The sequence below is a fragment of the Lederbergia sp. B243.17 genome, assembly GCF_057657925.1.
On the sequence record NZ_JBWBKF010000097.1, the window covers coordinates 128,663 to 151,658 of the forward strand.

Genomic DNA, 22,996 nt, shown 5'->3' on the forward strand with positions numbered 1-22,996 from the left:
GCATTGTCGCCCTTTTCCTCCAAAAACACAAGAAGTTTTCGCTTTTCAACTAACAATTTGAAAAAAATACCATTTTCTTCACCACTCAATAGGTAAAAAGTATGGTTTTCAACCATTACGCAGAATAATCGAAACATTTTTATCCTATTAATCGTCAAAGACTATGAAAAGATGAAAAGGAGTGTGGGAGAATGATGGGAAAATGGAAGAAAGCCGGTGGAATGCTCGCATTGGCGTTGGCGCTTAGCACTTCATGTATCAGTACGCAAGCATTTGCTGAGGGAGACCTTGAGCAAGTGAAGTCCCTGGAAAGCAGCCAACAAGCAGCGGGCAAGATCGGCTATGGATCGACAGGAAACATCGACATTCAAGCCTTGAAATACTTGATGAGCGGTTCAAGTACGATTCAGGTAGCCGGCAGCACTAAGCTACATATTACGGCGAATACAAGGGCCTATCAGCCCGTTGACAGCATCTCCGTAACCCCGTACCTGGAAAAATGGGATTCCCCAAAAGGTCAGTGGGTCACTGTCCTTAATACAGGTACGACTACGCAATATCTTTCTTCCTATGTCTCCACTTCTAAGGACCTGAGCGTAGTAAAGGGTGAAATTTACAGGCTCCGCGTTGTTCACAGAGTGCTTAACGCAGGCGTTGTTGAAGAAAAAACAAGCATCAGCTCTTATGTAGAAACAAAGTAAAAAAACAGGCTCTGTTATGCCTGCTCTGGCTGTAGTCAAATTCCCGACATTTCGGAGTTTGTCTACAGCCTTTTTTATTTTACAATAGAAAGTTGATTTCGGCTGTGGATGGGATGGATGCTTTCCGCAGGCACACTATAGAAGCTTGGACCAACAGAATGTTGGCCGGTTAGTGTCGATTAAATTAAGCTTAAATTTGCTTTAAGAACCCAATCTTTTCAAAGATTTTTCGAGTCGTGTCATTCAATTTAGGTAAAGACTCCAACGAGTAATAAGCCAATTCAAGGCTCTCTTCATCCTTTTTTAATTCACCAGTTATATTCTTAGCTTTGAATATAACGGTAGCATTATAAATCTCATCTCCATTCGGGAATTTGTAATAGAACTCCTTACCAGAGGCTATACCAATTACCTCCAACTGGTTAGCAATCAGGCCCGTTTCCTCATATAATTCTTTTCTTGCCGTCTCTTCAAAGCTATCGCCTAATTCCATACCTCCACCAGGAATTCCCCAATCATGTGTATCTGAACGCAGTTGCAATAATATATCAAGTTCTTTATTCATTACAATTATTGCCGAACCGGGTGCAATAATCGGACTTGTTCCAATATGACTTCTTAGCGATTGAATGTAATTCATCTTGATCTCCTTTTGGCCAAATCATAACATTCTTCATGAGCATATTTTGAATGAGTGGAGCAAAATGGTCCGTTTGCTGAGTACTACAGGAAAAGTCACCAATTCATTTTTAAATAAATCGCTTCTAAATGACCAAAAGGATTGGAAATCAAACCGATTTCCAATCCTTTTGTCTACACTCAGAGAGAGCTCAGCAGAGCCAGTTTTTTTCAGATCGACTTGGCGATTGAAATGATTTCCTCTTTTGTCAACTGACCTTCCAATGAGAAAAACCGGCCCTGGGTTACCCAGACAAGCTTGCGGGTGCCGTTTTTGTATTCAATTAAGCTTGCCTTCTGACCCTTCATTTCAAAATCCGTCACTGCCGCATCGTCCGAGTCCATCACTTCACTGAACCCGAACTGATTGTCGACCGCAATTTCCGTAAGCAGGAACCCGCGTCCATCGCCGACATAATTCAGGATCGCTTCATTGCTTTGCTCCCCGACCTTACGGACTACAGTCACCTGTTTAAGTGAAAACTCTTCAGGCAACTCGCTCGGCACTCCGAGCGGGAAGGTGACGACTGTTCTTGCTTCTTCTAGACTCATCAATTCGGATTTGCTTTCTGATCCTTCGATCACTGTATATGCGCCTTCCTCAAACTCTTGGCTCTTTCGGGGATCCCCTTCAGGCATCTCAGTCCCGTCCCCGCCAATTTTGCCGAGCAGCTGGGTCACCGATCCTTGGATATTATGAAAAAGGTCAGTAAACTGATAAGTGGCAATCCCATTTGTCGTCGGCTTTACTAGGAGAAGCAGTAAGACAGCTGCCACAAGGCCGATTGCAGCTCTTCCAATAAACCGGCGCGGACGGTGCTGTTTTTGCTTTTTTCTTCTTTCTCTCTGCAGCCGTTCCCATGCTTCCTCCGGCGGCAACGCAGCTTTCATTTCTTCTTCTGTCTTTTGTATGAAAGCTTCTTGAATGAGGTGGTCAATATCGACTTTTTTGCTATTCGGCACTGAATATCATCTCCTTCAAGCCAGGTTTGCTTTCAATCGCTTCTCTTAGCTTCGCTTTCGCCCGGTGTGTCCTTGACTTCACTGTGCTAACATTCAATCCCAGCGTCTCGGCAATTTCCTCATACGACAGATCATGGACATATTTAAGCAGCAACACTTGCTTGTACTCAACCTTCAGCTCATCCAACTCCTGCATGATCAGCTTTTTCAAAAATTTTTCCTCAACAATCGTCTCGATTAGCGGCTCGTTTTCATCCTTATATGTCCCGTCATCTATTAAGACGTCATCAGTTACAATTTTGTTCCACCTATTTTTCTTTCTCATATAATCAATTGCCGTTCTTGAAGCAATCGCAGCAAGCCAGGCACCGATCTTGTCGCTGTCCTTCACCGTATCTATATTGTTAAACGCCTTGATAAAAGTGTCCTGGACGATATCTTGCGCCAAATCAGCGTCCTGAACAATATAATAGGCAGCTTGGTACACTCGCTGATAGAACATATCAAAGATGGCACGTTCCGCATCCTGGTCCTGTTTTTTTAATTTCTGCAATAGTCCTTTAAACAAGCACAAGCCCTCCCTTCCCCCCTCTTCCCAGTATAGCGCATCCCGCGTTCGGCAAGTAGGGGCTTTTGGGATTCCAAGAAGAGGAGATACAAAAAAACTCCCGGACGCAGCGTGCTGCAGCAATCCGGGAGCTTGTTCTGCCAAAGGCAAATATTTATTTTCCTTCTTTTTCAGGATTTCCATAGAAATATTGTTTCGAATCGACTGGCTTCCAATCTTCATTTGGCTTATAGAAGCGGAGCAGGTCTCCATACATCAATTCATCGGACAATTCAAGTTCATTTGTCACAGTTTCCTTCATGTTTTCCATTTCTTCCGTCGGCTCAGCAATTTTTTCAGATGTGGCATTGTCATAGTAAACACCATTGATATAGCTGTACTTCTCCGTCATAAAGTTGCCATTCCGGAATGGAACAAAGTTTCTGTGCTCCGGTGAGAACAAGTCTGTACCGAATTGGATATAATCCTGAGCATTTACCCCAACCAGATGGAGTAATGTCGGCATAACGTCGGTCTGACCTGCGTATTCATGGTTCACACCCTGGCCTTCAACGCCTGGTACACGGATGAGCAATGGCACGCGCTGCAGATTTGCGCTCTTCAGCGGTGTAATTTTTTCTCCGGTGATTTTTTCCATAGCTGCGTTGTGGTTGTTGGAGATACCGTAATGATCCCCATAAATCAAAATGACAGAGTCATCATACAGACCGGCCTCTTTCAAGTCGTTGAAAAATTGTTCAAGCGACTCATCAAGATAACGGGCAGTTTGGAAATAGCGGTCAACTGAGCCGTCCCCTGTCGTAGCTGGATCGATCGTAGCATCTTCCGGATCCATCAAGTACGGGTGGTGGTTCGTCAGCGTCATCAAATGCGCATAAAATGGCTTTTTCATTGATTGCAGCATTGGAATCGACTCTTTAAAGAACGGTTTATCCTTCAATCCGTAGTTAATGATTTGTTCATCGGACATGTCATAGTAGGTTGCATCAAAGAATTTATCGATGCCCATTTGCTTGTAAATTTCATCGCGATTCCAGAATGTTTTATAGTCTCCATGCAGAACAGCGGATTCGTAACCTGCCCGCTGCCCAAGGATTGCAGGCAGTGACTGGTACGTGTTTTTACCCTTCGTCACGAATGCCGATCCTTGCGGCAGACCATAAAGCGAATTGTCCATGATCAGCTCGGCATCAGCTGTCTTCCCTTGTTCTGTCTGATGGAAGAAGTTATCAAAGTAGGTAAAGTTCTGGTCCTGCTCATGCACGAGAGAATTCAGGAAAGGTGTTACCTCTTCCCCATTCAAGCGGTAATCGATCAAAAATGACTGGAAAGACTCCAGATGGATTTTAATAATGTTCTTGCCTTTTGCAACACCGAAATATTTCTCATCCGGCTTTGCAAATTTGCTCTTCGTATAGTTTTCCACTTTTACGATATCACTGCTGTCGGCCATAACACGCTGCGTCGACGTTTTCATGCTTTGGATCGCATCGTAAATCGTATAGTTGTAAGCACCAAGATACTTAACGATATAGTTGCGGTCAAATGTTCTTTTCAGCAATTGCGGACGGTCAGCTTCTGCCAATCCAAGATTGAGCGCAAAAGCGGCAACCCCTGTCAGCAAGACAACACCCGCTTTGCGGAATGGGACCCGTTCCAATGACCAATTCTTTTTGGTTCTTGCATACAGAACAATCAGCACGACTAAATCCAATAGATACAATAAGTCATGTGCCTTTACAAGATCGGCAATGCTGCCGCCCAAGCTTCCAAAGTTGCTCGTTTGCATCAAAGTAGGAAGCGTGATGAAGTCGTTGTTGAATCGGTAGTAGACGACATTTGCGTAAAGGATCAGACTCAAAACCGCGTCAATCACAATCATCCAAATTCCTGCTTTGCGGCCCTTCGCAAACAATGCAAATCCCAAGAAAATGAGCGCTGAACTTAGCGGATTAAAAAACAGCAGGAACTGCTGGATTCCGTTTTTGATATCCAAATTGAATTCTGTTCTATAAATTGCATACGTTTTTATCCAAAAAAGAATGACAGTGATCAAGAAGAACCCCATCTTCGCAGATACAAATTTCTTCATTGCTTTCACCTCTATGTTTCTAGTTAAAATTATTTAACAAGATTGTATTATACTCGCACTATGCAAAATTGTAAAGAAGGCACAAAGCATCATACCTCTTGCCCTTTAACTTGTTAACTATACCCATTACTATGGGCTTTTAGACATCCTTCCTAGTTTTTTTGCACGAGTACTGCTGCTACCGGCTTCCAAAGGAGACTCTTTCTAGCCCGATTTGCCGTGTTGTGGCGAACAAAGGAAAAAGCAACTGTTTTGGACAGACTGTTTGTGCCGGCAATAAAAAATGTTAAAAGTGCAGCCTGACAATCGGGCAAACCATGTCGATGAGTGTCGAAAAAGCCATCTTAATGATCATCCATTGTTGGTCCATTTCCGTTGTTTTTCAATCTTCTTCATTCCGGCACCGGATGAAATACGTATAAGCATACCACAGTCGGAATTATTCGCCAATCGGCGAATATAAAGAGGAGGCCGTTTTTTCGGCCTCCTGCATGTCCATTATAATAAATCAGATCCCGATGAGCTTCCGCCATCCTGTTTTCGCTGTTTCCCCATGTTCGCAAGCTGTGGAACCATTTTCTGCAGCTGGCCGCCTCGGCCTGTCATCAGACTGTAGGCAGCTGCTCCAATTCCGATCGACGCAACTACAGGCAGGACTTGGATATTGTTTTTCATCGTGATCCCCCATTCCATTCTTTTGCTCACCTGAGCAACTATAGCTTCTGCAATTCAAGCGATTTGAATCAAGCATGTTTTGCCATCCGGACACCCGGAATGAGAAAAGGGAGGACGGGAAAGCTTATATAGAAGAATTATGTCAGAACGATGAATTTTTCTGGGTGCAAAAAAAACAGTCGAAAAACCAGATAATGGCGAACAAATCTTCATGACAGCTTCATTTAAACACCCTTCTTCCGAATGACAATTTGGGTATGCGTGGGAATCTGGATTTTTCCGTTTGGTGTTTTTCTAGGTACTTTTACCCACCACCGAATGTACAAAGCCCGGGAAAGCCTGTTGCCTCCGGACACTTTTTACTTTTCCGCCCAGTGGATATTCTTTAAATTGATTTCACTTTGAGGGATACTCGGCATGCTGACGAGGCTGTAACTGGCATCCTGCTCGGGGAAGTCATACGTTATTTTCTCGGTCAAATAGCCAAGGCTCTCTTTCATCAGGGCAATCGTTGCCCACTCCCCTGCACAGCGGTGTCCATCCAGAAATTCGCCTCCGCCTTGGGGGATGAAGCTGAACGGGCTTTCTTTCCAATCAGTGAATCGTTCCGGTTCAAAGCGATCAGGGTTTTCCCAAATTTCCGGGTCATGATTAGTGCCGTACAAGTCGAGCAAGGCAAGCATGCCCTCTTTGAATTCATAGCCATTCCAAGTAAAATCCTTCCGTACCTTTGCTCCTGCAAAAGGGAAGAACGGATAAAACCGGCGGACTTCCTGGACAAACATCTCCTTGTACTTTTCATCGCCTTTCACCTTCTCTGCCTTCTTCGGGAACTGATGGAGGGCAAGAACAGTGAAATTCAAATAGATGGCAACAGCGGTAATCGGTCTAATGATGTTGATGACTTCAACAGCGGCCGTTTGCGGATCCAAAAGATTCTCCTCCAGATCCTGATGCCACGAAAACACATGCAATGCGGATGTTTCCGGGACCGCAAGCTTCCGGTCGCGAACTTGCTCGACAAGACCCTCTACCCATTTCTCAATCTGGTTCCGTCCCCTTCTCCCTTTCCAGTGGCTTGGCCCAAGCTTTGCCGGAGATTCGAACATGGAAGCTATGTCATCAATCCGCTCTTCGCCATCTTTCTCCTCAAGCGGTACGCCGGCCCATTGACATGCAGTCCGTGCGAGCATTTTTTTAGCTTCCTCATAAAAAACGATTTCATCCTCTTTTACCCATCGATCCACCGTCTCATCCCATTCCTTTGCAAACAGTTCCGATAGGTGTGCGATATTCTCCCGTGTCATCAACGACATGAATGCTTCCTTGCGGTGCCTGCGAGGCACATCATCCAGCGTCTGGACTCCGCCTTTCCCGAACAGCGTTTCAATTACACGTTTTGGAGCGGCACCATGGCGCAGGAATTTCTCCTCGTCATAAAAAAGCCGAGCCGCTTCCTCTCCGCCCATGCAAACCGCCTTTTGGCCGAGGACCCTTGTTTCAAATACATCCTCCTGAAAGCTTTTCCTGCGGTTGAGAATGTACAAATATCCTTCCCGGGCTACACTCACACTATGATCAAGTCCTTCTTCTTTCGGCATTTGCTCATTTGACATATGTATCCTCTCCTATTTTGCAGCTATAATGAGCTTTTCCCCGCAGGGAGCAATTCAAACGCCTGACAAACTAATAAGGTATCCCAGTTAAAAGAAGACCCCATAAAGCACTATATTTCTTCTTATCTTGCAATCTGAAAATAGCTTGTTTTACTTTTCAGCAAACTAAAAAACCGGAAATACTAATCCTTTTACAAAGGCTGTATTTCCGGTTGAACAGCTGTTTCTACATATTAAAGTCCTCACCAAAAGAAATTAAGAATACACATTTTGCACCCCTCAGCAACACAACCCCGCCTGGCGTTAATTAATGCTTTTAAAGGTGACGCTGATCAAACTTCTGTAACTGTGGCTTGCGGTCATCTCGGCTTATCCGGGTAGTCATCGCGGTTCATCGTATACACAACTTCTCCAACCATATCTTCAAAGTCGCTCGCTACATTGGTCTGCCTTACGAGAAGGGCGTTGGATTTATCTTTTCTATTTTCCAAGAGAATATAATAACTTTTATGATCGATATCAATTTGATAATAGCCGACATTATTTTTAAATCCCATCGCATTTTGATTGATATCATATTTTTCCGTTTTACCGTTTTCTGCGTCGATCGTTAATGTTTTTTCTTTTGAAAATACGATTTTGGCTTTCTCGCCATCATTTGATACCGCATACCAATCTCCAACATATGTATCCGAAGGTTTACAACCACTCAATAGAATAAGTGCCGACATAAAAACAAATAGCACCAATAGCTTTTTCTGCACAGGTTCTCCTCCTTTTTGTCCCTTATCCACTATAGCAGGAAACAATTTTTGCGAAAAGTGTTCATTCACTGTCATTGCCTGTTTCAAAGAAGCCGCCGATTAAAAAGCAAAACCGGCCTCCTAGGATAGCCGGTTTTGTCCCTACAGCTTTAACTCTCCCATGCGCAAAAGTTCAACGACAGCTTGAGAACGCCCCTTGACTCCAAGCTTTTGCATGGCATTGGAAATATGGTTCCGAACTGTTTTTTCGCTGATGAACAGTTCTTTTGCGATGTCTTTCGTGGTCTTATCTTGGACCAATAGCTCGAATACTTCTTTTTCTCTCTTTGTAAGCAGTGGTTTATGTGTAAATTCATTCTCCTTCAACTATTGTAACCCTCCTTGCCTTCGCCAGCTTTAAACCGTGGGGATGGGTATTTTGATTGTCACGTTATCTTATGTAACAGAAATATACAGAGTGACATTATTTGAAGGAGAATTCCAGAAATAGGCGGCCCGAATCGTCATCGTGCATGATGTTCGTGCCGGTCCCTTCGTTTTGAAAGGGCGGGCTCTTTATAAAAGAGGTCTTTTTGTCCTGAAGACCATGGAGCTCCTTTTGCGGTTCTTTTTGAATACTGGACGATTGTGCCCCGGCCAGTAAAACAGATTTCCCCTTCTTCGTCCACTGCCATGTAGTGAAGGTCGACAGAGCTGTTGCCCAGCTTCGCCGGTTTGACGTGAATGTTTAACTTCTGATCAAAAAAGACCTGTTTGATATAGTCGCACTGGAGGTCTGCGACGACCGGAATGGTTTCATTCCCCGGTTCCACCCAGTCCTGCATGAAGCCGATAGCTTTAAAGTACTCAATCCGTGCCAGTTCAAAATATGCGAATGTCACTGTATTGTTCATATGGCCAAACATATCTGTCTCACGAAAACGGACCTGCACCTCATGAGAAAAAGTAAATTCTTCTTTCCAAGTTTGTATATCATCTATGTATGTAATTCTGTTCAAAGCGAACACCCCCATAAAGTGAATGAACATTCATTCGTTAATCTCTATAATACCATATTGCTTCCCTATTAAAAAGACGAAAAAAGCCCGCCGGGTGCGGCGGGCTTTTCCAATCAATCTACCATATGGTCGCTTCCGAAGAAGTTCTTGAACATTTGGATGTTTGTTGCACGGTTCATCGCAGCAATGGATGTTGTCAAAGGAATTCCTTTTGGACAAACTTCCACGCAGTTTTGCGAGTTTCCACAGTTGGAAATTCCGCCGTCTCCCATTAGAGCTTCCAGACGTTCGTCCTTGTTCATGGCTCCAGTTGGATGGGCGTTGAACAGGCGGACGAGCGACAGGAATGCCGGACCGATGAAGTCGGATTTGCTGTTTACATTCGGGCAAGCTTCGAGGCAAACGCCGCATGTCATGCATTTCGACAATTCATAAGCCCATTGACGCCGTCTTTCAGGCATCCGTGGTCCTGGTCCGAGGTCATACGTACCATCGATCGGAATCCAAGCTTTGATCCGTTTCATCGAATCGAACATTCTGCTGCGGTCGATGACAAGGTCACGGACAACAGGGAATGTGTTCATCGGTGCAAGGCGGATCGGCTGCTCCAGCTGATCAACGAGCGCTGTACAGGACTGGCGCGGTTTTCCGTTGATGCTCATAGAACAAGCGCCGCAAACTTCCTCAAGGCAGTTCATGTCCCAGGCAACTGGTGTTGTCTTTTCGCCCTTGGAATTGACCGGATTCCGGCGGATCTCCATCAAAGCAGAAATGACGTTCATGTTCGGGCGATATGGCAGGATAAATGTCTCTTCGTATGGTGCAGACTCCGGGTTATCTTGACGAGTTATAATAAAAGTTACTTGCTTATTATTTTCACTCATCTTCATCACACCTCTTTCTTCTTGGAGTAGTCACGTTTACGAGGCTTGATTAAAGATACATCGACTTCTTCGTAGCTGAATTCAGGGCTGTTTGTGCTTGGGTTGTATTCAGCAATCGTCGTTTTCAGCCATTCTTCGTCATTACGTTCCGGGAAGTCCGGCTTGTAATGGGCGCCGCGGCTCTCATTCCGGTTCAATGCACCGATTGTGATGACGCGGGCAAGCTGAAGCATATTGTAGAGCTGGCGGGTAAACATTGCGCCTTGGTTGCTCCACATTTTCGTATCGTTGATGTTGATGTGCTTCCAGCGCTCAAGCAATTCAACGATTTTATTATCTGTATCTTTCAATTTATCGTTAAAGCGGACAACCGTTACGTTGTTTGTCATCCATTCACCAAGTTCCTTATGGATCACATAGGCATTTTCATTGCCGTCCATCGACATGATGTTGTTCCACTTCTCTTCTTCTTTTTTCGCTGCGCTGTCAAATAGAGAGGATGGAAGCCCGTCAGAGCCTTTTTCCAGTCCATTGATATATTTGACTGCCTCAGGGCCAGCCAGCATACCGCCGTAAATAGCGGAAAGAAGGGAGTTGGCGCCGAGGCGGTTTGCTCCGTGCTGGGAGTAATCGCACTCACCTGCGGCAAACAGACCTTCGATATTTGTATGCTGCTGATAGTCGACCCAAAGTCCGCCCATCGAGTAGTGGACAGCCGGGAAGATTTTCATCGGCACTTTGCGCGGATCTTCTCCTGTGAACTTCTCATAGATTTCGATAATACCGCCCAATTTAACATCCAGCTCATGCGGATCTTTATGGGAGAGGTCGAGGTAAACCATGTTCTCGCCGTTGATGCCGAGCTTTTGGTCAACGCAGACGTGGAAAATTTCCCGTGTAGCGATATCACGCGGCACGAGATTTCCATAAGCAGGGTATTTCTCTTCAAGGAAGTACCAAGGCTTTCCGTCTTTATACGTCCATACCCGTCCGCCTTCTCCGCGTGCAGATTCACTCATCAGGCGGAGTTTGTCATCGCCCGGAATGGCAGTTGGATGGATCTGGATGAATTCGCCGTTTGCGTATTTTGCGCCCTGCTGGTAAACGATTGATGCTGCAGATCCTGTATTGATGACAGAGTTCGTGGACTTGCCAAAGATGATTCCAGGTCCGCCTGTCGCAAGGATAACTGCATCAGCAGGGAAAGATTTGATTTCCATCGTTGTCATGTTCTGGGCTACAATTCCCCAGCAGACACCTTTTTCATCTTGGATAATACCGAGGAAATCCCAGCCTTCGTATTTGTTTACAAGGCCTGCGACTTCATGCCTGCGCACCTGCTCGTCCAATGCATACAACAATTGCTGGCCAGTTGTTGCGCCTGCATAAGCTGTCCGATGGTGCTGCGTGCCGCCGAAACGACGGAAGTCCAGCAAGCCTTCAGGTGTACGGTTGAACATAACACCCATGCGGTCCAGTAGATTGATAATGCCTGGTGCCGCTTCACACATCGCTTTAACCGGAGGCTGATTCGCTAGGAAGTCCCCTCCGTAAACTGTATCGTCAAAGTGGATTAACGGAGAATCCCCTTCACCTTTCGTATTAACCGCCCCGTTGATTCCGCCCTGTGCACAAACAGAGTGGGAACGCTTTACCGGAACGAGCGAGAAAAGGTCAACTTGTTTGCCTTCTTCCGCAATTTTTATTGTTGCCATCAAGCCGGCCAAACCGCCGCCGACCACGATGATTTTACCATTACTCATCGTGTTGCTCACTCCTTTTCTTTTCACCGTTGTTCAATCACACTTGCGTTTATTTCCATGTTTATCCGACGAAAAGGTCAGGGTATACAAACGCAAGTGCCGCACGAACGCCTACAACCGAAATGGCAATGAAGAAAATACCGAATACCCAAGTAGAAATCCTTTGAGAACGCGGTGATTGCGTAATTCCCCATCTTACGCAGAACGACCACAATCCATTAGATAAATGGAATGTAGCTGACAAAATACCGACTATGTAAAGAATGAGCATGATCGGATTCGACAAGATGTTCTCCATCATCTGGAAGTTGACTTCCGCGTTGCCGAGCGCCGCTTGAACACGGGTTTCGTAAACGTGCCATGCAATGAATGCCAATAGAATAATACCTGTTACACGTTGGATTGTGAACATCCAGTTCCTAAAATAGCTCAGTCTTCCAGGATTGTTATTTGCCTGGAATGCAATGTAAATTCCTAGAATTGCGTGAAAAAGGATCGGAATATAGATTAATCCGAATTCCAGGAAAATGAGGAAAGGAAGACTTTCGACAACTCCTGCTGCATTATTAAATGCCTCTTCTCCTTTTGTAGCGAAATGGTTAATAACCAAATGCTGCACTACAAAAAGGCCCACCGGAATTACACCCAGCAGTGAGTGCAGCCTGCGCCAATAAAATTCGTTTTTTCCCGCCACAGTTTACCCCCCTTAAATAGTGAAACAATGTGTCTAGCAATCAGGCATGCACGCAATCATCCAAATGAAGGCGCATACCAAGACAACTGTTTGATTATGTGACATATCCATTCTACTCCCCACTTTATAAAGCGTCAAGGCAACGGTTACACAAATTACCCGATAAATCGGCATTGTTCGGCAATCATTCTAGCGAGGAGGATTTTCTTTTCCTATTCTCATATTTTTTTTCAAAAGACGCCTCTTTTTGTATATAATAGCGTTATACAGAAAGAGGGGAATCATGTGAAAACCAAAGTTATGGAAGAGAGGACAGAAACCCAGGCTGAGACGCTCACGGTGCCGATTTTCGGATATGAGCTTCTTCGGGACCATCTCATCCCCGATCTGCTCGGGAAAGATTCAGCCGATATTACATACTGGGCAGGAAAGCAGATGGCGAGAAAGTTTCCGCTTCTTTCCTTTGAAGAGATCCGCTCCTTTTTCTTTGAGGCCAACTGGGGAACACTCCAGCTGATTGAACAGACTAGAAAAGGCATGAAACTGGAATTATCCGGTCCCATTATAGATAGAAGGATGCAGATGGCTCCGCATCCTTGCTTCCGCCTCGAAGCCGGGTTCCTCGCCGAACAAATACAGGCCCAGAAACAAGTCATCTCCGAAGCATTTGAGGAAACAAATAAAAAACAGCGGATCGTTACTATAACGGTACAATGGGACACAAAAGACGCAGCAGACTGAGTCCGTTCCACAATCCATTAAAAGCTGCCCTGATCCAATGGCTCAGGGCAGCTTTTCGTTTTTTAGGAATGGCCTACTTTGTCTTGTACTTTATCGAGGCTGAAGGCTTCATGCAGCGCCCTTGCCGCCTTTGTCATATTGCTCTCATCCACAACAGCAGATACTTTGATTTCAGAGGTACTGACCATCTTAACCGGTATGCCCTGTTCAGCCAGCACCGCAAAAATATTTGCCGCAACGCCCGGGTTGGAGACCATTCCTGAACCGACTGCTGATACTTTTGCAAGCCCAGCCTCATATTCAATGCTTTCAAAACCGATTTCTTCTTTCTGATTTTCCAGCACCTTTACCGCATCCTGGCGGTCTTCACTTTTAATGGAGAAAGACAGGTTCGTTTTATTTCCATCCGTCTTGCTTTGAATGATAATATCTACATCAATCCGATTTTCAGCGAGTACGGAGAAGATGCCGGACAGGCCGGTCAATTCATTGTTCAAACCGAAAATCGTTAGCCTAGTCATATCCTTTTCAAAAGCAATCCCGCGGACGACCAAATTGTTTTCCATTGTAACTTCCTCCTCAATAACTGTTCCCTCTATATCTTCAGTGCTTGATCTGACTTCAAGCCGGACTTGGTGATTTTTAGCGAATTCGACAGCACGTGGATGCAGGACACCTGCGCCCAAATGTGCCAGTTCCAGCATTTCATCATAAGACAGCGATGACAGCTTTCTTGCGTCCTGCACATAGCGAGGATCTGACGTGAACACACCCGGTACATCTGTACAGATTAAGCAGCGTTCTGCTTTAAGGGCTGCTGCAAGTGCAACGGCTGTCGTGTCGGATCCCCCGCGCCCAAGCGTCGTAATCTGTCCATCCTCCGTCACTCCTTGGAACCCGGCAACGACGAGCGTGTGGCCCTCCGCCAGCTTTGTTTCCAAAGGCTTTGTATCGACATCAATGATTCTTGCGTTGCTATGGACTTTTTCCGTCTTGATACCCGCTTGCCAGCCGGTAAAAGAAACAGCGGATAAGCCGCTCTCTGCCAATGCCATCGACAGAAGCGAAATCGAGACCTGCTCCCCAGTTGCCAAAAGCATGTCCATTTCCCGCTTTTCTGGGTGATCGGTGATTTCACCTGCGAGCCCCAAAAGTTGGTCAGTCGTTTTGCCCATTGCTGACACGACTGCAACGACATCATTTCCCCGTTCTTTTTCTTTGGCAATCCGGCTTGCCGCATTTTTGATTTTCTCTGCTGTGCTCAATGAAGAGCCTCCGAACTTGATGACAATCAATCCCAATGAACTCGCCTTCCTTCGTAGGTAATCCAATGAACTCGCCTTCCTTCGTAGGTAATCCCTGTCCAAACTTTCCGTTTTTTCAAATCGGCATTGATGAATAGCGCCGTTCAGTTGAACAAGTCTTTTTTTGCAAACAAAAAAGCAATGAGAATCTGATCCCATTGCTTGTCGTCTGCGTAATATCGCGTCGTAAACATACCAGCATGAGATAGCTCTCCAAAATGAATCAATCATTTTGACAATCCTGCATTTCTTAAACCCAGGACCAGCGAAAAATCGTTAAGGACAGTTTTCCGCTTCGGCAATCCTTCCCTTTCAAAACCCTTCACAGAAGCCTTAAACTTCTCCGGACTTTTACTATTGAAGGTTTGCACCTCTATCAGCTTTTTGAATTTTGTCTATTATAGCACGCCTTGCTATAATGTACAAGTTTATTTATCCAAATTTTCTTTCAGCGTAATAGCTGTATTTTTTGGCAGGCCGGCTTCTATCAATTCTTCCACTGTTGCTTCCTTCATCTTTTTTAAGGAGCCAAAGTGCTTCAGCAATTTTTTCTTGCGGACCGGCCCGATTCCTTCCACCTCGTCGAGTGCCGATTGAAAAGCCGATTTTCCGCGAAGCTGCCGGTGGAACGTGATCGCAAATCGGTGCACCTCGTCCTGGATCCGCTGCAGCAAGTAGAACTCCTGGCTATTGCGTTCCAGCGGGATGAACTCCAGCGGGTCTCCATATAAGAGCTGGGACGTTTTATGCTTCTCGTCCTTTGCCAGACCGGCTACAGGAATTTCCAGCCCCAGTTCATTCTGCAATATATCCTTCGCTGCTTCAATTTGCCCTTTTCCACCATCGATGACGACCAGATCAGGAAGTGGCAGTCCGTCGCGCAACGCCCGGGAGTAGCGCCTTCTGACGACCTCGCGCATGGATTCATAGTCATCCGGCCCTTTGACGGTCTTAATTTTGTATTTCCGGTATTCTTTCTTATCAGGCTTGCCGTCGATGAACACGACCATGGCTGAAACCGGATCGGTCCCTTGAATATTGGAGTTATCGAACGCTTCGATCCTGTGCGGAGTGTAAATATTCATCGCTTCGCCCAGTTTGTCGATCGCACCGATTGTCCGCTCCTCATCTCTTTCAATGAGGGAGAATTTCTCCTCGAGTGCGATTGTGGCGTTTTTCACAGCCAGCTGGACAAGTTCCTTCTTCTCTCCCCGTTTTGGCACGAGCACCTTTGCTTCAAGCAGCTGTTCGGCAAGTTCAGCGTCCGCGCTGTCCGGAATAAGAATCTCTTTCGGCTTGAAATGATTCGGCTGAGAGTAAAATTGCCCGAGATACGTCAAAAATTCCTCATCCTGATCCCCATAGACCGGAAAGAGCGAAACATCTCTTTCGATTAATTTGCCTTGGCGAATGAAAAATACTTGGACACACATCCATCCTTTATCAATCGCATAGCCGAACACATCGCGGTCCGTGAAATCAGAAGACATCATCGTCTGCTTTTCCATGATCGCCTCGATATGGCTGATTTGGTCCCGGTATTCTTTCGCTCTTTCAAACTCGAGCGATTCTGCCGCTTCTTCCATCTTTTTGGTGAGGTCCTTCTTGATGTCCTGGAAACCGCCATTCAAGAAACGGGTGATTTCATCGGTCAATTTTTTATAAGTCTCCTGTTTCACCTCGTTGACGCAAGGTGCGAGGCATTGGCCAAGATGGTAATAGAGGCAGACACGGTCCGGCAGGGTCTGGCACTTCCGCAATGGATAGAGCCGGTCCAGCAATTTCTTCGTTTCATTCGCTGCTTGCGCATTCGGGTATGGCCCAAAATATTTCCCCTTGTCCTTCTTCACTTTGCGGGTTGTGATCAGGCGCGGATGCCGTTCGTTTGTCAGTTTGATATAAGGGTAGCTTTTGTCGTCCTTGAGCATGATGTTGTATTTCGGGTCATGCTTCTTAATCAGATTCATCTCAAGAATCAGCGCTTCGATGTCCGAACGGGTGACAATGTATTCAAAGTCCTCGATTTCACCGACTAGCCTCTGGGTTTTCGCGTCATGGGAGCCGGTGAAATACGAGCGGACCCGATTTTTCAGCACCTTCGCTTTCCCTACGTAAATGATCGTCCCCTGCCGGTCCTTCATTAAATAGCAGCCCGGCTGATCGGGAAGGATCGCCAATTTGTTTTTGATGATGTCGTTCATGTTCTCACCTCCTGTTTTGCCTTTTGGCGAAATTGAAAAATTCCGGGCAAATGCCCGGAATTCAACTAGGCGCTGTCGCCTAAAGTGTTTTACATGTCATGGTTTTGCTGATGGCGCCGATGAGCAGGCGCCCTCCGCTTTTATTCTTACATATGTTTGTGCAGGAGTTCTGCTAGTGCTTCTTTTGGTTGGAAGCCGATGGCTTTGTCTACGACTTCGCCGTTTTTGAAGACGATGAGTGTCGGGATGCTCATTACGCCGAATTGGCTTGCTGTTTCTTGGTTTTCGTCTACATCGAGTTTGACGATTTTTACTTTATCTCCAAGTTCTGAATCCAATTCTTCCAATACAGGAGCGATCATTTTACAAGGTCCGCACCATGTTGCCCAGAAGTCGGCCAATACGAGGCCCTCTTTTGTTTCAGAAGCGAAGTTCTGGTCTGTTACATGTGAAATTGCCATTTTTATCTAACCTCCTAAAAGTACAATTCAACGCTAATGCAAGTATATCACCAGGATATTTTAAGTCCTAATGATTTGCTTATCTCTACGATAATATACCCGCCTGCGGAGATTTTACACTCATCAGGCGGGCGGTTGGAGTTTATGTTGGTCAGCTTCCCGCTTTCACTTTGCGGAACTCTTCCGTCAGAAGCGGAACGACATCAAACAGGTCTCCGACGATGCCGTAGTCGGCGATGTTGAAGATGTTCGCTTCCGGATCCTTATTAATGGCAACGATCACTTTGGAGTTGGACATTCCGGCAAGATGCTGGATTGCTCCTGAGATGCCGCACGCAATGTATAGATCTGGTGTTACGACTTTTCCTGTCTGCCCGATTTGGAGAGAGTAGTCGCAATAATCCGCGTCACAAGCCCCGCGGGATGCGCCGACAGCTCCGCCGAGAACGTCAGCCAGCTCTTTCAGCGGCTCGAAGCCTTCTTCGCTTTTAACTCCACGGCCTCCAGCGATGATGACTTTCGCTTCGGATAAGTCGACTCCTTCGCTCGCCTTGCGGACGACATCTTTGATGATCGAGCGCAGGTCTGTGATCTCGCATGATACTGAGGTGATGTCGCCGCTTCTCGCATCGTCTTTTTCCAAAGGATCAATATTGTTCGGCCTAATGGTAATAAACGTGATGCCATCCTTGATAATTTTCTTTTCAAATGCTTTTCCGGAGTAAATTGGACGGATGAAAACCGGGTCTGCTCCGTCTTCTTCTATCGCTGTCACATCCGAAACAAGTCCAGTATTGAGCTTGCTCGCGATTTTCGGGGAAAGGTCCTTGCCAAGGGCGGTATGACCAAAAACGATGCCCTCAGGATTTTCTTCACCGACGACTGCCATGAATGCCTGAGAAAAGCCGTCAGACGTATAATGCTTTAATTTCTCATCTTCAACGACGATTACACGGTCTGCGCCGTACTTGATCATGTCTTCTCCGAAACCTTTAACATCCTCGCCGATCAGTACAGCAGCCACTTCGCCGCCGTCCGCGATTTTTTTTCCTGCGGCAATCGCCTCGAAAGATACATTTCTAAGCGCTCCGTCTCTGGCTTCACCAAGTACCAATACTTTTTTTGCCATTGCGATACCCTCCTGTTTCTATATCCTCACGAAGTGTTTATATAACTTTATTCAGCAAGCTTGCCAATTCTTTAACCTGATCCTGTAATTCGCCTTCAAGAATTCTGCCAGCTTCTTTTGCCGGCGGCAGGTAGATTTCTACTGTTTCTGTTTTCGCTTCGACATCGTCCTCATCGAGATCCAGATCGTCAAGCTCCAGTTCTTCCAAAGGCTTCTTTTTCGCCTTCATAATCCCTGGCAATGAAGGATAGCGCGGGTCGTTCAACCCTTGCTGAGCAGTGACGAGCAACGGCAAGGTTGTCTCGATCACTTCCGAATCGCCCTCAACATCCCTTGTCAACGTCACATTTTTGCCGTCGATTTCAAGTTTGGTAATCGTTGTCACGTATGGAATGTCCAAGATGGAGGCGACACGGGGGCCAACCTGTCCGGATCCGCCATCAATTGCGACATTACCGCCAAGAATCAGGTCTGCGTCTTTGTCTTTCAGATATTCTGCCAGAATCGCAGCAACGGAAAATTCATCCGCATCATCCAGATCATCTTCCGTGTTGATCAAAACAGCTTTATCCGCGCCCATTGCTAGAGCTGTCCGCAGTTGTTTCTCCGCATCTTCGCCGCCCACTGTGACGACGGTCACTTCCCCTTCATGATCATCCCGGACACGGATCGCTTCCTCGATTGCGTACTCATCATAAGGATTGATGATGAATTCAGCGCCGTCCTCTTGTATTTGGCCGCCTGAGATTGAAATTTTCTCTTCCGTATCGAAAGTTCTTTTCATAATTACGAAGATGTTCATTATCCGTACCTCCTAAAATATGAAACTTGCATTAGTTGCCTTTAAAATCGGGTTCGCGCTTTTCAATGAAAGCACTGATGCCTTCTTTGCCGTCTTCGGAATTGAATACTTGCCCGAATAGTCTTGCCTCTTCTTTCATACCTTCATAAAATTTGTCCGATTTTGAATAACGGAGCAGTTCGATTGCCGCCTTTGTCGTAAGAGGGCTTTTCTTGGCTATTTTCGCAGCCATCTCCTTCGCCCGGTCAAACAACTCCTCTTCAGGATAGGCCTGATTGGCGAGCCCCCAAAGAACTGCATCCCTGCCGGTAATCGGATCACTTGTCAGCATCATTTCTGCAGCTTTCGCCGTGCCGACGAGCCGCGGCAGGCGCTGTGTCCCTGCAAATCCCGGAATCAGCCCGAGCTGCAGTTCCGGCAGCCCGAGTTTGGCATTCTCGGCTACAAGCCGGATATGGCATCCCATTGCCATTTCCAGGCCTCCGCCCAATGCAGCGCCATGGATGGCAGCAATCAGCGGCTTCGGAAAGTTTTCCATTCTTTCAAATACATCCTGCCCATTGAACGAAAGCTCAGAGAAATCGCTTTCACTTTCAACCGTTGTAAATTCCTTGATGTCAGCACCGGCGGAAAAAAATCTTCCTTCCCCGTAAATAAGCGCCACCCGGATTTCAGCATCATTCTCAATTTGGTCCAGCATCTCATCCATCTCCCGGATGAGACCGGAAGAAAGGGCATTTGCAGGCGGCCTGTTGATTTGAATCAACGCCACACGGCCCTCTCTTTCCAACTTCAAATGGTTCATGAAGCCAACCCCTCCTTCATCAATCTTCCTTCTTGGCACAGCCGTACAAAAGCATCTGGTGGACAGGCTTTGCAAGCTTGACTAAATCGTATTTCTGCTCATTTATTACCCAAGATGTAGCCGTTTCATCCATCGTGCCGAAAATCATCTGCCTGGCAAGACGAACGTCCAAATCTTGGGCAAACTCTCCCGTCTCCATGCCATAGCGAAGAATCTTATCCATCAGCTGGAGATACTCTTTCAGCACCTCATTGATCTTATGGCGGAGGTCGACGTTCGATTGTCTCAGCTCCAGCTGGGTAACGATTGCCAGATGGTGGTCATCTGACAGGATTTTAAAATGATTTTCCACCATTATGAACAGTTTCTCGGCGGCAGACTGCTTGCCTTCGATTACCTCTTCTATTTTGGAAACGAAGATAGCCATCTTTTCCCGGAATACCGAAATGAGGATGTCCTCTTTGTTCTTGAAATAAAGGTATATCGTTCCGTCGGCCACGCCTGCTTGTTTTGCGATCTTTGACACCTGCGCCTGGTGATAGCCATTTTCTGCAATGACAATCACAGCGGCATCAACGATCTGTTTATATTTCGGTTTGTTTCTTTTCATTATTTTCCACCTACTATGCTTTTGAAAATGAATGATGATTCATTCATAATTCAATATTAAAATAAGTGGTTGACTTTTGTCAAGAGTGAAACTTAGCAAAAAAGATAGAGCCCGCAAACGGCTCTTAAGAGGCTTCCTTTTATCCAAGCTTCTCATCTTCTTGCAGCTTTGCCCTTTCCTCTTCCACAAGAGCGCGGCGGAGGATTTTTCCGACGGCCGTTTTCGGAAGTTCATCACGAAATTCATATATTCTCGGCACTTTATAGGCTGCCAAGTATTTTCTAGCATACTCATTCAGTTCCTTCTCCGTTGCATCTTTCCCTTCCTTGAGGACGATATACGCTTTCACTGTCTCCCCTCGGTACGGATCCGGAACTCCGGCAACGACAAGCTCTTGGACAGCCGGGTGCTCATAAAGGACTTCCTCAATTTCACGCGGGTATATGTTATAGCCTCCTGCAATGATCATGTCCTTCTTCCGGTCTACTACGTAGAAATACCCGTCTTCATCCATATAGCCCATATCCCCGGTCCTCAGCCAGCCGTCCACCAATGTGGCAGCCGTATCTTCCGGCCTGTTCCAATAACCGCGCATTACTTGCGGGCCCTTCACTGCGATTTCACCGATTTCACCAGGCGGAAGCGGTTCTCCAATTTCCGATAGAATGGCGCTGTCCGTATCCGGCCACGGTACACCGATGCTTCCTTTCGTCCGTCTTTCTTCCCAGACAAAATTGGAGTGCGTGACAGGTGACGATTCCGTGAGGCCATATCCTTCAACGAGCTTGCCGCCGGTCACTTTTTCAAAGTTCTGCTGGACTTCCACTGGAAGCGGTGCTGAGCCGCTAATACATGATTGGATTGAAGAAAGGTCGTATTTCTCCCGGTTCGGATGGTTCAGCAGGCCGATATAAATTGTAGGTGCTCCTGGAAATATAGTCGGGCGCTCTTTATGGATCGTTTTGAGTGTCGTTTCCGCATCAAATTTAGGGAGCAGGATCATTTTATATCCCTGCATGATGGAGAGAATCAAAACGGTTGTCATCCCATACACATGGAAAAACGGCAGCAATGCGAGGATCTTCTCTTCTCCTTTTTTGGCTTTGTACAGCCAAGCATCGCATGCAGTCGCATTGGCGATCAGATTTTTATGGGTGAGCATAACTCCCTTCGGGTAACCAGTCGTCCCGCCTGTGTATTGCAATAGGGCAATGTCTTCGTCGAAATCGAAGGGAACTTCAAGCGGTTCAGGATGTTCCGTCTTCATGATGGTCATGAACAAGTGCTGGCTGCCCTCATGTCTGACATTGACCACAATGCCTGTGTCCCTCTTTTGAATGAAAGGATAGATGACGTTTTTCGGGAATGGCAGATAGTCTTTGATAGCGGTTACAATTACATGTTCGACATCCGTCTCCTTAATCGCTTTCGTGACACGCGGATAAAGGATATCCAGTGAAATGATCACCTTGGCCCCGGAATCCTTCATCTGGTACTCCAGTTCCCTTTCTGTGTAGAGCGGATTTGTCTGCACAACGATCGCACCAGCATAAAGTGCCCCGTAATAGCTGATAACCGACTGCGGACAGTTTGGCAGCATGATCGCCACCCGGTCCCCTTTCTGGATTCCGATCCGCTTCAAGTATTGTGCCATCTTGAGCGAACTTTCGTACAGCTCTGAAAAGGTCATTTCCTTGCCCATAAAATGAATCGCCTTTTTGTCGGGATAGTTCTCAGCTGCTTCGGTCAGGTAAGACTGGACCGGTTTCCTTTCGTATTCAAGCGTTGTCGGAATTTCTTCCGGATACAGCTTGAGCCACGGTCGCTTTTCCATACAATCCCCCCTCATATAATAAGCAATTAGAAAATTTCAACTACTATTGCCTATTATATTATAACTCTCTTGTCTCTACAACGAATACATACGAGAAAAGTCCCTGTAAGGGAATCATAGAAAAAGGGTGATGCGGAGAGCAAGTTTTTCACCTGCCCGCATCACCCTTTGATGGAATTTCCGCTGACTAAACTCAGCCGTGCGCGTCATGTTCTGACAAGGTAGATGATCCCCAGCAGGAAAAAAATCGCGCAAACGACCATCAGCACTTTTGCAAGTTTCTCCATTGTTAGCTCTCCTTAATGAATGCTCGCGCCAATTACATAGGACAGGCCGATGGAAATAACCATCGATAAAAAGCCGACAGCCCGGTTGTTCTGAGCAATTTCCTCGTCGATTTTGAATTTCGGCGTCATAAATTCGAAAATGAAATAGCCCGTCAGCAGCAGGAAAAACCCGAACACTCCCCAGCCGATCATGACAAGAAGTGAGTCATGATGCTGGATGGAATGACGGAAAACGTTGGCGATACCAAAGATTTTTCCGCCGGTTGCCATCGCTACGGCAATATTGCCCTTTTTGATTTCTTCCCAGTTGTTGTATTTGGTCACCAGTTCAAAGATGAACAAAAAAAGGACAAGGCAAAGAATCGTCACGCTGTAATAGCCTGCAGTCTGAACAAGCGTATTATCCCAAAATGCGTTCACTTTCAT

At 46.1% G+C, this 22,996-nt stretch carries 23 protein-coding genes and 1 riboswitch; of the genes, 2 read left to right on the forward strand and 21 right to left on the reverse strand.

Going from position 1 to position 22,996, the window contains the following annotated elements; translation table 11 throughout:
* Positions 1 to 191 precede the first annotated feature (191 nt).
* Entirely contained in the window at positions 192 to 701 is a 510-nt protein-coding gene (locus tag AC0TWI_RS20810) for a DUF6147 family protein (RefSeq protein WP_488128257.1), read from the forward strand.
* Between the two features lie 190 nt (positions 702 to 891).
* Here AC0TWI_RS20810 and AC0TWI_RS20815 read toward each other — a convergent pair whose 3' ends face one another.
* From AC0TWI_RS20815 to AC0TWI_RS20870, 12 genes are all read right to left on the reverse strand, one after another.
* Positions 892 to 1,341: an NUDIX hydrolase gene (locus AC0TWI_RS20815; protein ID WP_488128258.1), complete on the reverse strand. Its 450-nt coding sequence runs from the start codon at positions 1,339 to 1,341 to the stop codon at positions 892 to 894.
* 209 nt (positions 1,342 to 1,550) lie between these two features.
* Positions 1,551 to 2,342 (reverse strand): DUF4367 domain-containing protein, encoded by a 792-nt coding sequence (locus AC0TWI_RS20820; protein WP_488128259.1) that lies wholly within the window; start codon positions 2,340 to 2,342, stop codon positions 1,551 to 1,553.
* Complete coding sequence (locus AC0TWI_RS20825) at positions 2,332 to 2,910, reverse strand: RNA polymerase sigma factor (RefSeq protein WP_488128260.1); 579 nt, start codon at positions 2,908 to 2,910, stop codon at positions 2,332 to 2,334. The genes AC0TWI_RS20820 and AC0TWI_RS20825 overlap by 11 nt, the downstream gene beginning before the upstream one ends.
* Positions 2,911 to 3,064: 154 nt before the next feature.
* Positions 3,065 to 5,002 carry a lipoteichoic acid synthase gene (gene ltaS / locus AC0TWI_RS20830; RefSeq protein ID WP_488128261.1) on the reverse strand — a complete coding sequence of 646 codons (1,938 nt, stop codon included), beginning with the start codon at positions 5,000 to 5,002 and terminating at the stop codon, positions 3,065 to 3,067.
* A gap of 498 nt (positions 5,003 to 5,500) precedes the next feature.
* Positions 5,501 to 5,677 carry a hypothetical protein gene (locus tag AC0TWI_RS20835; protein ID WP_488128262.1) on the reverse strand — a complete coding sequence of 59 codons (177 nt, stop codon included), beginning with the start codon at positions 5,675 to 5,677 and terminating at the stop codon, positions 5,501 to 5,503.
* A 359-nt stretch (positions 5,678 to 6,036) separates the two neighbouring features.
* On the reverse strand, positions 6,037 to 7,293 hold the full coding sequence (gene cypC / locus AC0TWI_RS20840) for a CYP152 family fatty-acid peroxygenase CypC (protein WP_488128263.1): 1,257 nt from the start codon (positions 7,291 to 7,293) through the stop codon (positions 6,037 to 6,039).
* A gap of 359 nt (positions 7,294 to 7,652) precedes the next feature.
* Complete coding sequence (locus tag AC0TWI_RS20845) at positions 7,653 to 8,057, reverse strand: hypothetical protein (protein WP_488128264.1); 405 nt, start codon at positions 8,055 to 8,057, stop codon at positions 7,653 to 7,655.
* A 141-nt stretch (positions 8,058 to 8,198) separates the two neighbouring features.
* A complete protein-coding gene (locus AC0TWI_RS20850; RefSeq protein WP_488128265.1) occupies positions 8,199 to 8,423 on the reverse strand; it encodes a helix-turn-helix domain-containing protein in 225 nt (74 codons plus the stop codon).
* A gap of 137 nt (positions 8,424 to 8,560) precedes the next feature.
* Positions 8,561 to 9,055 carry an acyl-CoA thioesterase gene (locus AC0TWI_RS20855; protein ID WP_488128266.1) on the reverse strand — a complete coding sequence of 165 codons (495 nt, stop codon included), beginning with the start codon at positions 9,053 to 9,055 and terminating at the stop codon, positions 8,561 to 8,563.
* 113 nt (positions 9,056 to 9,168) lie between these two features.
* Positions 9,169 to 9,939, reverse strand: a complete 771-nt coding sequence (gene sdhB / locus AC0TWI_RS20860; RefSeq protein ID WP_488128267.1) for a succinate dehydrogenase iron-sulfur subunit — start codon at positions 9,937 to 9,939, stop codon at positions 9,169 to 9,171.
* 5 nt (positions 9,940 to 9,944) lie between these two features.
* On the reverse strand, positions 9,945 to 11,702 hold the full coding sequence (gene sdhA, locus AC0TWI_RS20865; RefSeq protein ID WP_488128268.1) for a succinate dehydrogenase flavoprotein subunit: 1,758 nt from the start codon (positions 11,700 to 11,702) through the stop codon (positions 9,945 to 9,947).
* A gap of 61 nt (positions 11,703 to 11,763) precedes the next feature.
* Positions 11,764 to 12,396, reverse strand: a complete 633-nt coding sequence (locus AC0TWI_RS20870) for a succinate dehydrogenase cytochrome b558 subunit (RefSeq protein WP_488128269.1) — start codon at positions 12,394 to 12,396, stop codon at positions 11,764 to 11,766.
* Between the two features lie 285 nt (positions 12,397 to 12,681).
* Between AC0TWI_RS20870 and AC0TWI_RS20875 the strand changes: the two genes are divergently transcribed.
* Positions 12,682 to 13,137 carry a YslB family protein gene (locus tag AC0TWI_RS20875; RefSeq protein ID WP_488128270.1) on the forward strand — a complete coding sequence of 152 codons (456 nt, stop codon included), beginning with the start codon at positions 12,682 to 12,684 and terminating at the stop codon, positions 13,135 to 13,137.
* Positions 13,138 to 13,199: 62 nt separating this feature from the next.
* On the opposite strand, the gene AC0TWI_RS20880 is transcribed toward AC0TWI_RS20875, so the two are convergent.
* The 9 genes from AC0TWI_RS20880 to AC0TWI_RS20920 all read right to left on the reverse strand — a co-directional run bounded on the left by AC0TWI_RS20880 (position 13,200) and on the right by AC0TWI_RS20920 (position 22,990).
* Positions 13,200 to 14,438 (reverse strand): aspartate kinase, encoded by a 1,239-nt coding sequence (locus tag AC0TWI_RS20880; RefSeq protein ID WP_488128427.1) that lies wholly within the window; start codon positions 14,436 to 14,438, stop codon positions 13,200 to 13,202.
* A gap of 201 nt (positions 14,439 to 14,639) precedes the next feature.
* Positions 14,640 to 14,825, reverse strand: a riboswitch (Lysine riboswitch).
* Positions 14,826 to 14,869: 44 nt separating this feature from the next.
* Positions 14,870 to 16,642, reverse strand: coding sequence for an excinuclease ABC subunit UvrC (gene uvrC / locus AC0TWI_RS20885; protein WP_488128271.1), 1,773 nt, complete (start codon positions 16,640 to 16,642; stop codon positions 14,870 to 14,872).
* 146 nt (positions 16,643 to 16,788) lie between these two features.
* Complete coding sequence (trxA, locus tag AC0TWI_RS20890) at positions 16,789 to 17,103, reverse strand: thioredoxin (protein ID WP_488128272.1); 315 nt, start codon at positions 17,101 to 17,103, stop codon at positions 16,789 to 16,791.
* 151 nt (positions 17,104 to 17,254) lie between these two features.
* Entirely contained in the window at positions 17,255 to 18,232 is a 978-nt protein-coding gene (locus AC0TWI_RS20895; protein WP_488128273.1) for an electron transfer flavoprotein subunit alpha/FixB family protein, read from the reverse strand.
* Positions 18,233 to 18,269: 37 nt separating this feature from the next.
* Complete coding sequence (locus AC0TWI_RS20900; protein WP_488128274.1) at positions 18,270 to 19,034, reverse strand: electron transfer flavoprotein subunit beta/FixA family protein; 765 nt, start codon at positions 19,032 to 19,034, stop codon at positions 18,270 to 18,272.
* Positions 19,035 to 19,065: 31 nt separating this feature from the next.
* On the reverse strand, positions 19,066 to 19,839 hold the full coding sequence (locus tag AC0TWI_RS20905) for an enoyl-CoA hydratase (RefSeq protein ID WP_488128275.1): 774 nt from the start codon (positions 19,837 to 19,839) through the stop codon (positions 19,066 to 19,068).
* A gap of 19 nt (positions 19,840 to 19,858) precedes the next feature.
* Positions 19,859 to 20,449: a fatty acid metabolism transcriptional regulator FadR gene (fadR, locus tag AC0TWI_RS20910; protein ID WP_488128276.1), complete on the reverse strand. Its 591-nt coding sequence runs from the start codon at positions 20,447 to 20,449 to the stop codon at positions 19,859 to 19,861.
* 139 nt (positions 20,450 to 20,588) lie between these two features.
* Positions 20,589 to 22,283, reverse strand: coding sequence for a long-chain-fatty-acid--CoA ligase (locus AC0TWI_RS20915; RefSeq protein WP_488128277.1), 1,695 nt, complete (start codon positions 22,281 to 22,283; stop codon positions 20,589 to 20,591).
* A 299-nt stretch (positions 22,284 to 22,582) separates the two neighbouring features.
* Positions 22,583 to 22,990 carry a DUF350 domain-containing protein gene (locus AC0TWI_RS20920; protein ID WP_488128278.1) on the reverse strand — a complete coding sequence of 136 codons (408 nt, stop codon included), beginning with the start codon at positions 22,988 to 22,990 and terminating at the stop codon, positions 22,583 to 22,585.
* Positions 22,991 to 22,996 lie beyond the last annotated feature (6 nt).

Bases quoted from the DNA above. Each gene is read 5' to 3' on its own strand.
- ltaS (WP_488128261.1), bottom strand. From the start codon at position 5,002: ATGAAGAAATTTGTATCTGCGAAGATGGGGTTCTTCTTGATCACTGTC.
- AC0TWI_RS20915 (WP_488128277.1), bottom strand. From the start codon at position 22,283: ATGGAAAAGCGACCGTGGCTCAAGCTGTATCCGGAAGAAATTCCGACA.
- uvrC (WP_488128271.1), bottom strand. From the start codon at position 16,642: ATGAACGACATCATCAAAAACAAATTGGCGATCCTTCCCGATCAGCCG.
- cypC (WP_488128263.1), bottom strand. From the start codon at position 7,293: ATGTCAAATGAGCAAATGCCGAAAGAAGAAGGACTTGATCATAGTGTG.
- fadR (WP_488128276.1), bottom strand. From the start codon at position 20,449: ATGAAAAGAAACAAACCGAAATATAAACAGATCGTTGATGCCGCTGTG.
- sdhA (WP_488128268.1), bottom strand. From the start codon at position 11,702: ATGAGTAATGGTAAAATCATCGTGGTCGGCGGCGGTTTGGCCGGCTTG.
- AC0TWI_RS20900 (WP_488128274.1), bottom strand. From the start codon at position 19,034: ATGAACATCTTCGTAATTATGAAAAGAACTTTCGATACGGAAGAGAAA.
- AC0TWI_RS20815 (WP_488128258.1), bottom strand. From the start codon at position 1,341: ATGAATTACATTCAATCGCTAAGAAGTCATATTGGAACAAGTCCGATT.
- AC0TWI_RS20895 (WP_488128273.1), bottom strand. From the start codon at position 18,232: ATGGCAAAAAAAGTATTGGTACTTGGTGAAGCCAGAGACGGAGCGCTT.
- trxA (WP_488128272.1), bottom strand. From the start codon at position 17,103: ATGGCAATTTCACATGTAACAGACCAGAACTTCGCTTCTGAAACAAAA.
- AC0TWI_RS20835 (WP_488128262.1), bottom strand. From the start codon at position 5,677: ATGAAAAACAATATCCAAGTCCTGCCTGTAGTTGCGTCGATCGGAATT.
- AC0TWI_RS20905 (WP_488128275.1), bottom strand. From the start codon at position 19,839: ATGAACCATTTGAAGTTGGAAAGAGAGGGCCGTGTGGCGTTGATTCAA.
- sdhB (WP_488128267.1), bottom strand. From the start codon at position 9,939: ATGAGTGAAAATAATAAGCAAGTAACTTTTATTATAACTCGTCAAGAT.
- AC0TWI_RS20810 (WP_488128257.1), top strand. From the start codon at position 192: ATGATGGGAAAATGGAAGAAAGCCGGTGGAATGCTCGCATTGGCGTTG.